We start from the raw sequence: 14,343 nt of genomic DNA, 5'->3' as shown, positions 1-14,343 counted from the left end.
ATCAGAGGAAGCGGGCAGCCATAAGAACTTGGCGGCAGATGCACAGAAAACAAATCGCCCAACCAGCATTCAGCCAGCAGTCCAAGCCACGGCTGCACAACTGCAGACCTAGGCAAAGCGTACCCATGCATTCGTAGAGGGTATATAAGAGGGGGGGGTAGAGAGAGAATCACACAACAGAGCTGCGGGCTACGGAAAGCTGCTTTACGCCCTCTGCGGTTCCGATGTAGGCAAAATCGGTTAGCCCCACAAAAAAGCCGGTTTCCACCACACCCGCAACCATCTTGACCTTAACCGCCAACGATGCGGGATCAGCGATTTCGCCGAAGAACACGTCGAGCACTGCGTTGCCGTTGTCAGTTATGACTGGTCCCAGCTTGCCCTTGCCTTCCCGTGTTATGGGGTTGCCGCCGAGCATTGCGATTTTGCGTTTGGCAAGAGGCAGCGCAAAGGGCAAAACCTCAACGGGCACAAACTGGTTGTTAGCGCCAAGTTTGGAGACCAGTTTCTTCTCGTCGGCGATGATGATGTTTTGTTTGCTTGAGGCAGCCACGATTTTTTCGCGTGCAAGCGCTGCTCCACCGCCTTTAATCAGGAAAAGCTCGCTGGTAAGCTGGTCTGCGCCATCGATGGTGACATCGACCACGGGATGCTCATCAAGGGTGGTTAAGGGTATGCCGCATTCCACCGCCAACAGAAAAGCCTGATAAGACGTGGGCACACCCAGCACATATATGCCCTGAGTTTTCATGCGTTCACCTATGGCTTGTATCGCAAAAGCCGCGGTGCTACCGCTGCCTAAGCCCACAACACAGCCGTCTTTAACGTGCTCAACGGCTCTGAGAGCCGCATTTTTCTTCTGTAATGTAATTGGATCTAGGGTTTGGTTATCCTTCAATTTCCATCTGTCCTAACTTATCTAAAACCTTCTCAACTTCACTGCGTATGGATTCGATTCGCCGCTCCGCCTCGGTTTTGGCGGTTGGCTTCTCCTCAATGGGTTTGCGTTTACGCTTAGGCTTCTCCACGCTGACCTTAGCAGCCGCTTCCTCCCCCTCTTCTTCCTCAGCCTCATCCTCCTCGGACTCAGCCTCCTCAATCTGCACCGGAGCCTGCGGAATCTTGACGGGGATTTCACGGATGGGTTTAACATCGATTCTGCCGCGGAGCTCCTCAACTTTGCTGGTGAGTTCACCGAAGCGTTCGCTGAAGAGCTTCATGAGGTCCTCCTGCATACCCTCAAGTTCATGAAGGGCAATTATGGATTCATCCTTGGATATGGAGTCTTTGATGGTGTTCATCCGCTGCTTATAGCTGGCAGCAAGTTTCTCGCGTTCACCCTCAGTGATTTTGCCCTCCGCCTGAGCCTCATAAAGACGCCTGATGGCGTCACCGAGGATTTCCCGCTCCAAATCCAGCATACGCAACTCGTCCTTGGCGCTGGAAGCCATCGTGGTCTGGATGCTCTTGCTGATCTTAAACGGCATGCTGGTGTATTCGAGGTCAACTTTGCTGGCGGCTGGCACCTGAGCAGGCGTTTTCTGCTGTGGAGGTTTAGGGTCAGCTTTTTTGGTGCTGTAGCGGCGCATGGCATAAACTACGGTGCCTGCAGCGATGACGATAACTAACGCGACTGCCAGCACAATCAGGGGATCCTCATACCATACCACGCCAAGCCCTCCTCAGTCTTATCATGCCAATCATACATATATCGGTAAATATATTGGCTATGTTTGGTGTTCCAAGTTTAAATAAATATTGCAAGATAACCCAGCATTAACCGCCGAATTTACATGTCAACTGCTGCTTGCATGCGACCTGACGCATTTATTTCCGGTTGCCAGATAACTAAGGCTAACACGACAAAAAAAGCAGCCGCCAAATACTTAATTATCACCTACTCCTTAATCACCGATACCACAACGAAATCACCCTACCTGCAGGAAGCTTAAACATGGAATTCTTTGACCTCATGAGCATCTCCCACCGCTATATGGAATTACTCAACCCGACAACCCCCCAAAAAATCCTCCAACTCGGCAAACTGCTTAAACTCAAAAAAGGCAGCAGAGTAATCGACTTCGGCTGCGGCTGCGCCAACCCCCTTACTCTGTGGGCAGAGGAATATGGCATCACCGGCGTTGGCATCGACATATCCAGAGATTTCTGCAGCCGCGCCAGGGAAAAGCTGGCTAAGGAAGGCTTATCTGACCAAATCGAAATCGTATGCTCCCCCGGAACCGACTACGTGTTCGAAGAAGGAGCTTTCGACGCCGCAACATGTATTGGGGCAACTTTTGTTTTCGGCGGCTTCCAGCAGACAATCCAGGCGATGAAGCGGGCAATACATAAAAATGGACGCCTCGGCATCGGCGAAACATATTGGCTTAACAATCAGGTACCTCCCCAGTATGCCCAGAAACAGACAACCACCTACACGGAGCCAGAGCTGGCAGAATTCACCCGAAACGAAGGCTTTGAACTCGAATATATCATCCGTTCCAGCCGCGATGATTGGGACAGATACATCTCGGACAGTTGGTATGGGTTGATACGTTGGCTGGAAGAAAACCCCCGCCACCCAGATTATGCGCAGGTGTTCAAATTCTTCCGCGCTGACCAGGATGACTATTTACAGTATCAAAGTCAAAGTATGGGTTGGGCAATGTACTGCCTCGCCCCACTCAAACCTCATCCACTAGACATTAAACCATAAAAAATAAAATCTGATTCCTCATCAGCCACCTTTTGGATCCCCTCATCAGCATCGTTGAGCTGGAATGCTGCAAAAAAGTTGTACATTCTTTTAGATTCGGGGATTTTGACGCAAGCGCAAGTTTAGGCATAAACCTAAATTCCTTTCCGTTTTGCCTATATCGGCAAATACTGCAATTTGGCCATTGCCTATTTTGTATTCTTACTTTAGGGCGCCACAAGTTTGTTTGGTAAACAGTTAAGCCGCCATTTGCTATTTCTTTGAACAAATGGTTTGTAGCTTATATCCCAGTCTACATACCGTTTTTATGTGATATTAACCCAAAACCCTTTTTTAGAAGAATGTTATGCTCGCTAAAGACTTCACATGATTAAGAGGCTAATTGCATTGGATTCGACATTCTCGTTGCCTAGGGCAAGCGGGTGCAATTTGGCACTTTGGAAATCACGATAGGGGCTTTTAATGTTAGAGATTCTGTTTCCAATAGGTTTAACAGTATTTTTTCTTGCAATCATTTTGCCGCCGATAGGTACAAGGGTAACTAAAGGCAAAATCCCACGGCAAACATCTCTCCTATGCACCTTCATCGCAAGCATAAGTATTGTAATTTTTTCTACAGAAACAGTCCTTACCGGCAAAAGCACTTCCTATGTGGCGTACCAGATAACACCCGCGTTCCAATTCGCCTTCGCAATTGACAGGTTAGCCGCGTTTTTCCTATTCATAGTAAGCATAGTTTCGGTGGCAGTTGCGGTTTACTCAATTCCATACGTTGAGCACTTGAAGCATGAAAACAGGCGCAACATGCTTGTTTCCCTCATGAACGTCTTTGTTGTATCGATGCTTCTGGTTGTTGCTTCATCAACCATGTTCTCCTTCTTGTTTTTCTGGGAAATCATGGCTCTCGCCTCATTCCTCCTGGTTATGACCGAGTATGAAAAGCAGGAAACCCAGAAAGCAGGCATATTCTACTTTATCATGACACATCTCAGTACACTCTTTCTACTCTTCGCTTTTCTATTCATCTACACGGCTACAGGCACCTTTAACATCCAGAATATACAAGCAAGCCAATGGGTTACATCAATTGCTTTTATCTTCCTGTTCCTCGCCTTCGGCATCAAAGCCGGCATCATTCCCTTCCACAAGTGGCTTCCATACGCTCACCCAGCAAGCCCCAGCAACATATCCGCACTCATGTCCGGAGTAATGATAAAAGTCGCCATATACGGCTTAGTCCGCTTTGTTCTGCTTATGCCCCTGCAGTTATGGTGGGGCATGCTTATCCTTGCCGTGGGAGCAACCTCAGCAGTCCTAGGCGTTATCTACGCATTGAAGGAACATGACATAAAACGCTTGCTCGCCTACCACAGCATAGAAAACATAGGCATAATCCTCATCGGTTTAGGCTTATACGTCATATTCACAGCTTCAAATCTCCCCCTCATCGGACTGCTCGCATTGGCAGGCGGCCTCTTCCACACCCTCAACCATGCCCTCTTCAAAAGCCTCCTCTTCCTCACCAGCGGAAGCATAGTTAACGCCACAGGAACCCGCAACATCGAGGAAATGGGCGGATTAATCAAACGCATGCCCGCCACCACAGTGCTCTTCCTCATCGGCGCAATCTCCATCTCCGCGCTGCCACCCTTCAATGGCTTCGTCAGTGAACTGATGATCTTCCAGGCTTTCTTCCAATCCTACGCCTTAGCCAACCCCTTCCTTGAATTACTCATAATTGTGGCGTTGGCAGTGTTCGCCCTCACCAGCGCGTTGGCAGCCGCATGCTTCGTGAAGGCCTTCGGAATCACCTTCCTGGCCCTCCCCCGTTCACAAGAAACAAGAAACGCCCAAGAATCACCCAAGCTAATGCTGGCTGGACCCGCAATTTTGGCGGCGCTATGCATTGGACTGGGGATTTTCTCGCTTCAAATCTTTGGTTTGTTAGGCTACAGTTTTCAGTTACCTAACATGCTGCTTGTAGGCGCAATCCTTGCCGTCATGTATGGCGCTACTTTTTTTGCCCTAAGAGAGTTCGCATGCAAACGGGAACGCATTGCTGAAACCTGGGGCTGCGGTATCCCCGTGCAAAACAGCAAAATGGAATACACCGCCTCTGGCTTCTCTGAGCCAATCGTTACCATCCTCAAATCGATCTTCCGCACCCAAAAGATATCCGAACGCACCTTCAGCGACGACCACAAAGTTATTTTCAAAGAGGGGAAAGCTGAAATTCGTCTTATGAAATTTTTTGAAGAACGCCTCTATCTGCCAGTCGCTAACATAGTTCGTTGGGTGGCGCTTAAAGTTAATAATATTCAGCGTGGCGACGTTGACTTGCATGTTGCCTACGCATTTGCAACTATAGTGATTTTCCTCTTGATTATCTGGTGGTTTGCATGACGGATCTGACACTCGTATTATACGGGATACTGAACGTGGCATTCACAGTGATGCTTGCACCCCTCTTCATCAGCCTCATCAAAAAAGTCAAAGCCTTCGCCCAAAAAAGGCAAGGTCCACCCCTACTGCAGACCTACCGCAATCTGGCAAAACTGTTCAAGAAGGAAACGGTTTATTCCGAGAATTCATCGTGGATCATGCGGATTACACCGCTGATAAACATCGCTGCCCTGCTGGTGGCAAGTCTTTTTGTTCCAATGCTGGTCATTCCACACCCCACCGACTTAGTCGGCAACATAATCCTCTTCATTTACCTGTTGGCGTTGGCGAAGTTTTTCATGGCTCTCTCAGGCCTTGATGCAGGCAGCACATTTGGCGGCATGGGGAGCAGCCGGGAAATGGCGATATCTGCGCTTATTGAGCCCACAGCTATCGTGGTGTTCGCCGCGTTGGCTTTCGCCTTTAAAACCACCAGTATCCCCGAAATGTTTCGGGGCGCCTTAACCTCCACAGTGCTTGTGGACTCCGTTCTCATCCCCATCTGTGTCTCGCTCTTCATCGTGCTTATCGTGGAGTCTGCACGGGTGCCAGTGGATAACCCTGAAACCCACCTTGAACTCACTATGGTTCATGAAGCGATGATTTTGGAGCAATCGGGCAAAAATTTGGCGCTGATGGAACTCTCCGGCGCCATGAAGCAACTTCTCCTCATGGGTTTACTCATCAACGTTCTCGTTCCATGGGGATTAGCAACAGAATTCTCTGTGGTCGCCATCCTGATTTCGCTTGGCGCCTTCATGTTTAAGGCAATAATACTCGCAGTCATTATCGGTGTCTTTGAATCGTCCTGCGCCAAATCACGCTTTTTCCGTCTGCCCGGACTCTTCGCTCTGGCGCTGTTTCTTTCCATTATCACGTTGATTCTCGAGGTATTCGCATGATTATTGCTCCTGCTGAAGATATCACTCAAATCCTCATTGTTCTTGTGCTCGCTACCGCAGCCATTATCCTTGTCAAGAGGAATCTACGTTCGCTCATCCAAACCTACGCATTTCAATCAGCGTTGCTTGCGGTTATGGCGTTGCTGTTTTTTGTGGAAACAGGCATCTGGACGCTTCTCGGCTTAGCAATCCTGATTATAGTCAGCAAAGTCGTCGTCATTCCCTACTTTATGGGGCAGATACAAAGAAGGCTTCACATTAAACGGGATGTCCAATTCCATTTCCTCTCCCCCATAACTTCACTGTTTGTCAGCATTTTCATAGTTCTGTTTGTTTACCTATCCTTCTCCACCTTGATTGCCCCCCTCAACATCTTCGACGGCAGCCTTTTCTTCCTCGGCGCGGCAACAGGGATGTCTCTTATGTTCATGGGCATGATGGTCATATTCACCCGTAAACAAACCATCACAAACATCGTGGGCTACCTCACCATGGAAAATGGCGTAGTCCTATTCAGCCTCTTTTTAACTGAACTGCCCCTGCTAATCGAGGTCCTCATAGTTGTTGACTTAATCATGTTGACTTTGCTGGCGACGATATTGGCTTTTGGGATAGACTCAACCATAGAGGAGTTCCATTCGCGCCTCAACATTTTTCAAGAAACCACCAAGAAACTGCAGCAACCCCGCGATGGACGCTTAGAGGACATTGAAGCAACCCCAAAACAGCCCAAGGAGGCTAAAGAATGATTTCGCTAAATCTCATACTCATAAGTTACGGCTTAGTTGCATTAGCAGTTCTACTGTGCACATTACTGTCAAAGTCTCACCGAATCATGAATATCCTTTCAATCCTGTTGCCAGCCACCTACCTTTTGCTTACACTCTTCACATTAACCCATGAAGCGCTGCCAGCCTACAATTTAGGCGCAGACTACTTCCTAATCGACCACCTATCCATATATGAAATCCTCCTCTCAACAGTGCTGTTCCTCTTTGCCGCAGTTTACTCACGCGGCTACATCGAGGGATCCATTGAAATCCATGAGATGGAGCGCAGCAACCTCAAATTATTCTACGTTGCCTTCAACCTGTTGTTGGTCGCTATAACATTTGCTTTTTTGGCGGATAACTTGGCGTTGTTCTGGATACTTGCAGAGTTAACAACTGCTTTCTCAGCCGTTCTAATCGTAATTTTAAACGCGCCTAAAAACATCGGGGCTACTCTCAAGTACATTTTTATAACTTCCACATGCATGCTATTCGCATTCATCGGGCTGATTCTGCTTTTTACGATGACTGATGTTTCCTATGGCTCAGGAACCCTGAATTGGAGCGCCTTAATGGCTATAGCAAGTGCCCTCTCCCCGGGCATTCTGCTTGCAGCCTTCATATTCACCTTCGTTGGATTCGCGGCTAAATCAGGCGTCGTGCCCTTCCACGCTTGGCTTCCTAGCGCCCACTCCAAAGCGCCTGCATCAGTCAGCGCGATTTTATCAGGAAGCATAACAAGCGTGGGCATCTACGGCATCATCAGAATGTACGCTATAGCTGCTCAAAACAGCATCTTACCTAAGGTCTCCCTGCTTCTCATCGCCTTCGGAGTGCTAAGCATGGTTGTTGCCGCCTTAACGATGCTAACGCAAGTAAACCTCAAGAAACTCATCGGGTACTCAACGGTGGAAAACATGGGTTTTCTCCTCGTGGGGTTAGGCGTTGGCGGGGCAGTAGCGGTTTTCTGGACGCTCTTCTACATTTTGGCGCACGCTTTCACCAAGGCTTCGTTGTTCTTCTCATCCGGCATAATGCATCACCAGTATGAAAGCGTAAGAATGGAACGAATAAAAAACGCCTTCAAACTCCAGCCTTTTGCTTCATGGACCCTCATTTTGGGTGCCATAGCAATAATTGGTATGCCAACAGGAGCGGTATTCATCCCCAAAATCAGTATTCTGATGCAATCCGCCACTTACTCCCCCTACTTGCTTTTGGGGTTGCTGGTGATTTTCCTTTTTGCCACCGCAGCATTTGGAGTTTTCCTGATTAAATTGCTGACAAACAAGCAAGAAGACACCATGGCGCCCAAGGTTTACCGTGTGCCTTTAAGCATGAAGGTTACAATCGTGGTTTTGCTGGCATCGGTATTTGCGTTAGGTGTTTTCTTCCCCCATCAACTAAGCGATTTGCTCACCACTATCGTGTCTGAGCTGGGTATAAGGTGAAAAGCATGAGCATAAAACAAGAAATTCCACGAATCTTCCTCGAAAGCCAAATAGCAAATATCAGAGTTTTCAACGATGAAATCTACATCAACATGGACGAAAAACAAGCTGCGATGGCAACCAAAACAATGGATGAAGCCGGCTTTGAGCTCATATGTCTTTTCTGCGTCCAAAACTTTCAGCGTCAAGGATTCACTCTGCTATATGCATTTGAGAAAGCCTGCTACCGCGAAGTAGTGATTCTACAAACGGATTTAACCAGCAACAAAGCGGTTTCTATCGCTAAAACTTACGCCTCAGCCTGCTGGTATGAACGGGAAATCACCGACGGCTTCGGAATAGAATTCGAGGGCGCATTTGACACACGACGGCTTTTTTTGCATGAAAGCTACCCTGAATCGTTCCATCCGCTCCTCAAAGAATTTAAAAACGGCAAAATCGAAGCTCTGTCATCCCAAAACCAAAAAGAATATGTCTTCAAAGAAGTCAAAGGCGAGGGAGTCTACCAAATTCCAGTTGGTCCAGTTCACGCAGGTATCATTGAACCGGGGCATTTCCGCTTTAGCGTGGTCGGAGAAACCATATTTAACCTTGAGGTTCGCCTCTTCTACAAGCACCGCGGGCTGGAGAAGCTGGCTGAAGGCAAAAGTCCTCAGGAATGCGTGAAAATCGCTGAAACCATAAGCGGCGACGAAACAGTAGCGAATGCGGTTGCCTTCTGCGATGCTGTGGAGAAGATATGCGAAACACATGTCCCTAGACGTGCGTTACAGTTAAGGGTGATGCTTCTGGAGTTGGAGCGGGTGTACTCTCATCTGGGTGACCTCGCAGGCATGTTCGTTGATGTCGCCTACCCCGCCGGAGCCAGCCCCCTGTTTATTCTCAGAGAGGAAATCTTTAGGTTAAATGAAGCGTTAACGGGCAGCCGATTCCTGAAAGGTATAGTAACCGTAGGCGGCTTAACAAGAGACATTGACGAATCATCGCTCAATCAGCTCGCTGCATATATGCATGATTTTCCACGAAGGCTCAGTGCGGCGACAGCGATGGATAGCAGTTTCTTCTCAGTCATTGATCGCTTTGAAACAACCGGCATAGTTAAACCGGAAATATTATCTCCCCTGCATATCACTGGTCCCGTATCAAGGGCTGCTGGAAAAAAGACCGATACTCGAATCCACCACTCATACGGCTTATACCAAGAGCTAGATTTGAAGGAAAGAACACAGGTAAACGGCGATGTTCTCGATAGATTCACTCTTAAAGCAGAAGAAGTGCTTGATTCAGTGAAACTAATTCAGCAGCTTCTAACTTTGGAGGCTGGGCCAGTGGGGGAAGCTCTCAAAGTCAAGGATGGTTATGCTTTATCGTTGGTTGAGGCGGCGCGTGGACAAAACATGCATTGGGTTCTAATTAAAAACGGTTTAGTTGACAGGTACAAAGTGAGGACTGCCTCTTTCTGTAATTGGCAAGCTATGGAACATGCGGTGCTCGGAAACATAGTTCCCGACTTTCCTTTGATAAACAAAAGCATGAATCTATCGTATGCAGGAACGGACTTATAAAATGTCAAAAGCGTTACGAAATATTTTTTCAAAGAAAATGCCTGAAGATTTTAGATTCAAAGATGAGGAATTAGAGGTGACTGGCGCAGAATTGAAGCATAAAATCGACAAGGTTTTCGGCAGAAGCCTAGCCATCCGCGAACTCGATACGGGCAGCGATAACTCCGTGGAGATTGAACTAAATAATCTATCAACAGCCTACTATGATGTGGAACGTTTCGGGGTGACATTTGTTGCCTCCCCCAGGCATGCAGATGTTCTCATAGTTACGGGAGCAATCACACGTAACATGGAAGGGGCAGCAAAGAAAACCTGGGAGGCAACGCCGTCGCCCAAATATGTGGTTGCCGTAGGCGATGATGCATGCGGAAACGGAATCCTAAACGACTCTTACGCGGTATTAGGCGGAGCAGACAAGGTTTTTAGCGTGGACTTCAGAATTCCTGGAAATCCGCCGTCTCCCAAGCAAATTATCAAAGGACTACTTGCATTCATGCAGAAGATAGAAAGACAAACGGAAAATAAAAAATCCCTCGATAATGCAAAGCACCAAAAAATAGGAAATTTGACCCTCCAAGACCAAAAATGAGGAAATATTCTGCCAAGCGAAATTTGTCTCCGCCTTAGCCCCCGAGCAATCACCGTTCTTCCCCTTTCTTATGTTTAGCAGGACACCGCCAACCATGCAAAAGTCTACCTTTCCTCTTTTGAGACCTAAAGGGGTTATTTCTTTGTTCTAAGTTTGTTTAGGAAGTAAGTCCATATTGTTAAGCCTATTGTGGCGGCGGAAATCATTGGAATATACACTTGGTAAACAATCATATAGGCTGCTTCAAAAGGCAGAAACACAAACACAAGTGCCATAGCAAAGGATTCTAAAGCAAATCCGACAGCTGCTGCTTTTAGCAGGTAGAATTTCCCGGTTAGTTTGGCGCTAACACTTCCCGCAACTGCGCCGGCAACTATAGTGGCGACGCCGCAGGGAATCATCGTTGGGCCCCCTACGCTAAATCTGTGAATTCCACCGATTAACCCTGCAACTGTGCCAGCGATGGGTCCCCCCGTTACCCCCGCTATCATGGCGCCTAATTCCCGTACGTTGGGAATTGTGCCATCGGAAAGTTTGACAGCCATGAGTGTTCCATAAGCAGAAAGTAACCCAAATACTATGCCGACAGTTACTTTTGGAAGCCAAGGGTTTTTAGTGCTTAACTTTTTTTGGGTGAATGTTACGGTCAAATACGCGATTATAATGATGAATGACGCTGTTCCGAGCAAGTTGAGTGTGTTGGCAGCTGTTGAAACTAAATCAACCATAGAGCTCAGCCCATTTTAAGGGCACCATTGATAAAAGCGTTTACCTGCTTTTCGGCGATTGTGCACTGAAGACTAAGGTATTGCCTTCCGACTCGCCCGCTCACTTAGAAGTCTGCCAATTCATGAGGCAGGCTTTGGATTTGTCTGCGAATGGCAAAAAATTATGCGGGACGAAATCAAGCAATCATTCACTGAAAAAGTGTAGGGGTTGTTAAAATGGGCGGGATGATTTGAACCCCGACCTCTTGAGTGCAAGTCAAGCGGCTGCCTCGGCGTTTGCCCGCTAAGTACACTTAAAGCAGTAGTTGGCGGTTATTACACCTGCATTGTTTAGAGTAACTGTGGCTGCTTGTTGAGTTGATAAACCGCAGGTTGATACCCAAATGCTTTGAATATTGCAGTTTACGCTTAGCGGTGAGTAGTATTGGAACGTGTGATTTGAACTTAGACTCCACCAGAAGGTTGAGGGTAACTGAAACCTCGTGTAGTCATAGCCGTCGATGTTGACGACAGGTCCCCTGAAGAATACAGGAACACCCGTCACTTTGAAGGTGACTTTTACTTTTGTGTCATAGTTTGCGGTGAGGGTTACTGGCGAGTTCATGGTGATTGAGGGATGTGGATTGGAGTCAACTGTGTTGTTCCAGGAGGTAAACTTGCTTTTGGTGCATGAGTCGGCGATTAATGCGCTAGCACCGATGCTTCCGGTGTGGTCGCCAGCGTTAAACCACATTATGAAGGGCACGTTGTTTGATGCGGTGCCTCGAATGTTTCTGCAGAGCCAAATGGTTGTGTGGTGATTTGATGCAAGACCTACCGTATTTATGGTGAGTTGGTATTGTGTTGTGAAGGTGACGTTTTTGGATGTTTGCAGTGGAACGGTCATTATTCCGCATGTGGCTTTTGTAACATATCTTACTCCGGTGGTCCCCGCGATTGGTGTTTGAATAGCCCAGCAGTAGGTTCCCTTAGTTATGTTATCGAAAGTAATTGTTGATTGCGTAGAGGTTATTTTTATGTTGTTGAATTTAACACTCCAAGCGGTGCCGTCGGGCAACCCGGTTTGCGTAAATACTATCGTGTTCCCAGTCAGATTTTGACGCGCAAACGTTGCTGTGACTGTCTTGTTTGCATACATAATTATCGTGTCAGGGTTGGTTTTGCCTGTTAAGTCGCCGCTCCAGCCTTGAAATGCCCAACCTGATGCAGCGTTAGCTGTTAGGCTGATTACCTGCCCGTAGCTGTAGGGTTCAGTGGCATTTCGTTGAACTGACCCCTCGCCAACCGTGTTCACTGTTAAGATGTAGGCGTTCTGAATAAAAGTGGCTGTTACAGTCTTGTTCGAATCCATGATTATTGTTTCAGGGTTGGACTTGCCAGAAGCATCTCCACTCCAACCGCTAAAAACCCAGCCTATAGAAGGAGAAGCTGTCAAATTAACAGCTTGCCCATAAACATAGGGCTCAGAGGAATTACGACTAATGGACCCTGAACCAATCGTATTTAATGTTATTGTATAGGTATTGGGACTAAAAGTTGCATGTATAGTGGCATTTGCCATTAAATTGCTAAATTTATAGGATGCAAGAGGTCCCAAGGGAACACCGTTGACTTGAACATCAGCTATGGAGAAACCAGCGTCGGGTGTAATGATGAAAGATTGATTACCGCCGCGGTTGACTGGCACCACTCCGCTTGGATTAATTGAGCCTCCTTCACCCGCGGATGCCGTGATATAAAATACATCCGCTTCAGCTTCACCAAAAGCGTAGACTTTATTGTCAGATGAGCCCACATAGACTATACCATTAGCCATGCAGGGAGATGATCGAATGGCTGAACCCGCTATGTAACTCCAAATTTTTGAGCCACTTGAAGCGTTAATGGCGTAAATATTCCAGTCAGTTGAGCCTACATAAACTATATCATTGGCGACACATGGGGAAGAGGCTACCCAACCGTCTGTTGTGTAGTTCCATATCAGATTACCAGTGGAGGAATTTAGAGCATACAGGTTATGATTGTTTGAGCCTACATAGACTATGCCATCAACGATGCTGGGGCATGACATCACCCAGCCATCCGCTGTTATTCCTAAATGCTCGGCTGTGTAGGTCCAAATCTTTTCGCCGGAAGAGGCGTTAAAAGCAGTTACATGGCCATCAGCCGTGATGCCACTGCCTGACCCGATGTAGACTACGCCATCAGCAAAGCAGGGAGAATAGTCTACGTACTCACCTATGTCATAGCTCCAAATGTTTGAACCGGTCGAAGCATTCAAAGCATACACATAGAAATGGTCTGTGCCTAAATAGACAACGCCGTCAGCAACACAGGGCGAACTCTCTGCACCAAACCAACCTGCTGCATGGCTCCAAAGCTTAGTGCCTGTGGAAGCGTTCAAGGCATACACATTGCTATCCCCAGAGCTCACATAGACGACGCCATCAACAACGCAGGGAGAAGAGATTACCCAACCTCCAGTTGAGTAGTTCCAAATTTTTGTACCCGTTAAAGCATTCAAGGCGTACACGTTACTGTCATGGGAACCCACATAAAGTAATCCGTTGACAACACAAGGGGATGATTCCACCGTATCGCCTGTGCTGTAGTTCCAAAGTTTTTCGCCCGAAGAAGCATTCAAGGCATACACGTTATTGTCATCTGAGCCCACATAGAGTATGCCGTTAACTACACAGGGAGAAGAAAACACGTCTCCACCTGTTTGATAAGTCCATAGTGTGCGATTGGTTAATGGACCGTTGGCCGATGTGTATCCTGTGTGAGCTGGGTCTGCGTGAAACATTGGCCATGAGGCTGAATCTGGAACAGCGATTGCAGGCTGCATCAAAACCATGGCACTACTAAATATGATTAATGATAATAGAAACAAAGTGGATGTTATTCTTAACAGCGCTCTCATTGCTATGGGTCTCCAAAAATGTTATTTCCTCAAATAGCGAACTGAGGGACAATTTAGTAATTGAACAGGATGCTTTCAACAGCGTAACTGTTCAGGAGAGTTAAAACACGTGCGCTTTTATAAACATTATGTTACTTAATTCAAAACACATTAAAAAATGAATGAAATAAAAACGCTTGACGGCAAGCACATCAATCAAGCCACATCGACATACTTCGGTAACGATTAGAGTAACCAAGCAATAAAAAACCAATTAT

At 47.2% G+C, this 14,343-nt stretch carries 11 protein-coding genes; 7 read left to right on the top strand and 4 right to left on the bottom strand.

All coding sequences use genetic code 11. The annotated features are described in order from the left end of the window. Positions 1-169 precede the first annotated feature (169 nt). Both rpiA and NWE93_13500 read right to left on the bottom strand, forming a co-directional pair. The gene (rpiA, locus tag NWE93_13505) at positions 170-898 is read right to left on the bottom strand and encodes a ribose-5-phosphate isomerase RpiA (protein ID MCW4001244.1); all 729 of its coding nucleotides are present in this window, start codon (positions 896-898) and stop codon (positions 170-172) included. Next, entirely contained in the window at positions 888-1,670 is a 783-nt protein-coding gene (locus tag NWE93_13500) for a hypothetical protein (GenBank protein ID MCW4001243.1), read from the bottom strand. The genes rpiA and NWE93_13500 overlap by 11 nt, the downstream gene beginning before the upstream one ends. A gap of 284 nt (positions 1,671-1,954) precedes the next feature. On the opposite strand from NWE93_13500, the gene NWE93_13495 reads away from it, so the two are divergent. The 7 genes from NWE93_13495 to NWE93_13465 all read left to right on the top strand — a co-directional run bounded on the left by NWE93_13495 (position 1,955) and on the right by NWE93_13465 (position 10,435). After that, the gene (locus NWE93_13495) at positions 1,955-2,716 is read left to right on the top strand and encodes a class I SAM-dependent methyltransferase (GenBank protein ID MCW4001242.1); all 762 of its coding nucleotides are present in this window, start codon (positions 1,955-1,957) and stop codon (positions 2,714-2,716) included. Positions 2,717-3,178: 462 nt separating this feature from the next. Further along, positions 3,179-5,119, top strand: a complete 1,941-nt coding sequence (locus NWE93_13490; protein ID MCW4001241.1) for a proton-conducting transporter membrane subunit — start codon at positions 3,179-3,181, stop codon at positions 5,117-5,119. Continuing rightward, complete coding sequence (locus tag NWE93_13485; GenBank protein ID MCW4001240.1) at positions 5,116-6,060, top strand: NADH-quinone oxidoreductase subunit H; 945 nt, start codon at positions 5,116-5,118, stop codon at positions 6,058-6,060. The genes NWE93_13490 and NWE93_13485 overlap by 4 nt, the downstream gene beginning before the upstream one ends. Then, on the top strand, positions 6,057-6,809 hold the full coding sequence (locus NWE93_13480; GenBank protein MCW4001239.1) for a hydrogenase subunit: 753 nt from the start codon (positions 6,057-6,059) through the stop codon (positions 6,807-6,809). The genes NWE93_13485 and NWE93_13480 overlap by 4 nt, the downstream gene beginning before the upstream one ends. Then, entirely contained in the window at positions 6,806-8,281 is a 1,476-nt protein-coding gene (locus NWE93_13475) for a proton-conducting transporter membrane subunit (protein MCW4001238.1), read from the top strand. Before NWE93_13480 ends, NWE93_13475 begins: the two co-directional genes overlap by 4 nt. 5 nt (positions 8,282-8,286) lie before the next feature. After that, on the top strand, positions 8,287-9,846 hold the full coding sequence (locus tag NWE93_13470; GenBank protein ID MCW4001237.1) for an NADH-quinone oxidoreductase subunit C: 1,560 nt from the start codon (positions 8,287-8,289) through the stop codon (positions 9,844-9,846). A gap of 37 nt (positions 9,847-9,883) precedes the next feature. Continuing rightward, on the top strand, positions 9,884-10,435 hold the full coding sequence (locus NWE93_13465) for an NADH-quinone oxidoreductase subunit B family protein (protein MCW4001236.1): 552 nt from the start codon (positions 9,884-9,886) through the stop codon (positions 10,433-10,435). Positions 10,436-10,569: 134 nt separating this feature from the next. Here the strand turns inward: NWE93_13465 and NWE93_13460 are convergent, their stop codons facing one another. Both NWE93_13460 and NWE93_13455 read right to left on the bottom strand, forming a co-directional pair. Continuing rightward, positions 10,570-11,163, bottom strand: coding sequence for a hypothetical protein (locus tag NWE93_13460; GenBank protein MCW4001235.1), 594 nt, complete (start codon positions 11,161-11,163; stop codon positions 10,570-10,572). Between the two features lie 283 nt (positions 11,164-11,446). After that, positions 11,447-14,011, bottom strand: coding sequence for a PQQ-binding-like beta-propeller repeat protein (locus tag NWE93_13455; protein MCW4001234.1), 2,565 nt, complete (start codon positions 14,009-14,011; stop codon positions 11,447-11,449). Positions 14,012-14,343 lie beyond the last annotated feature (332 nt).

This window comes from Candidatus Bathyarchaeota archaeon (genome assembly GCA_026014735.1).
In the GTDB taxonomy this organism is placed as follows: Archaea; Thermoproteota; Bathyarchaeia; order Bathyarchaeales; family Bathycorpusculaceae; genus Bathycorpusculum.
Note: the sequence above shows the minus strand (reverse complement) of the source record. Positions and strands in the feature narration are given on the sequence as shown.

What these genes read in the sequence shown, in the direction of transcription:
- NWE93_13455 (MCW4001234.1), bottom strand. Translation starts at nt 14,011, where the DNA reads ATGCAGCCTGCAATCGCTGTTCCAGATTCAGCCTCATGGCCAATGTTT.
- NWE93_13470 (MCW4001237.1), top strand. Translation starts at nt 8,287, where the DNA reads ATGAGCATAAAACAAGAAATTCCACGAATCTTCCTCGAAAGCCAAATA.
- NWE93_13485 (MCW4001240.1), top strand. Translation starts at nt 5,116, where the DNA reads ATGACGGATCTGACACTCGTATTATACGGGATACTGAACGTGGCATTC.
- NWE93_13490 (MCW4001241.1), top strand. Translation starts at nt 3,179, where the DNA reads ATGTTAGAGATTCTGTTTCCAATAGGTTTAACAGTATTTTTTCTTGCA.
- NWE93_13465 (MCW4001236.1), top strand. Translation starts at nt 9,884, where the DNA reads ATGCCTGAAGATTTTAGATTCAAAGATGAGGAATTAGAGGTGACTGGC.
- NWE93_13460 (MCW4001235.1), bottom strand. Translation starts at nt 11,163, where the DNA reads ATGGTTGATTTAGTTTCAACAGCTGCCAACACACTCAACTTGCTCGGA.
- NWE93_13480 (MCW4001239.1), top strand. Translation starts at nt 6,057, where the DNA reads ATGATTATTGCTCCTGCTGAAGATATCACTCAAATCCTCATTGTTCTT.
- NWE93_13495 (MCW4001242.1), top strand. Translation starts at nt 1,955, where the DNA reads ATGGAATTCTTTGACCTCATGAGCATCTCCCACCGCTATATGGAATTA.
- NWE93_13475 (MCW4001238.1), top strand. Translation starts at nt 6,806, where the DNA reads ATGATTTCGCTAAATCTCATACTCATAAGTTACGGCTTAGTTGCATTA.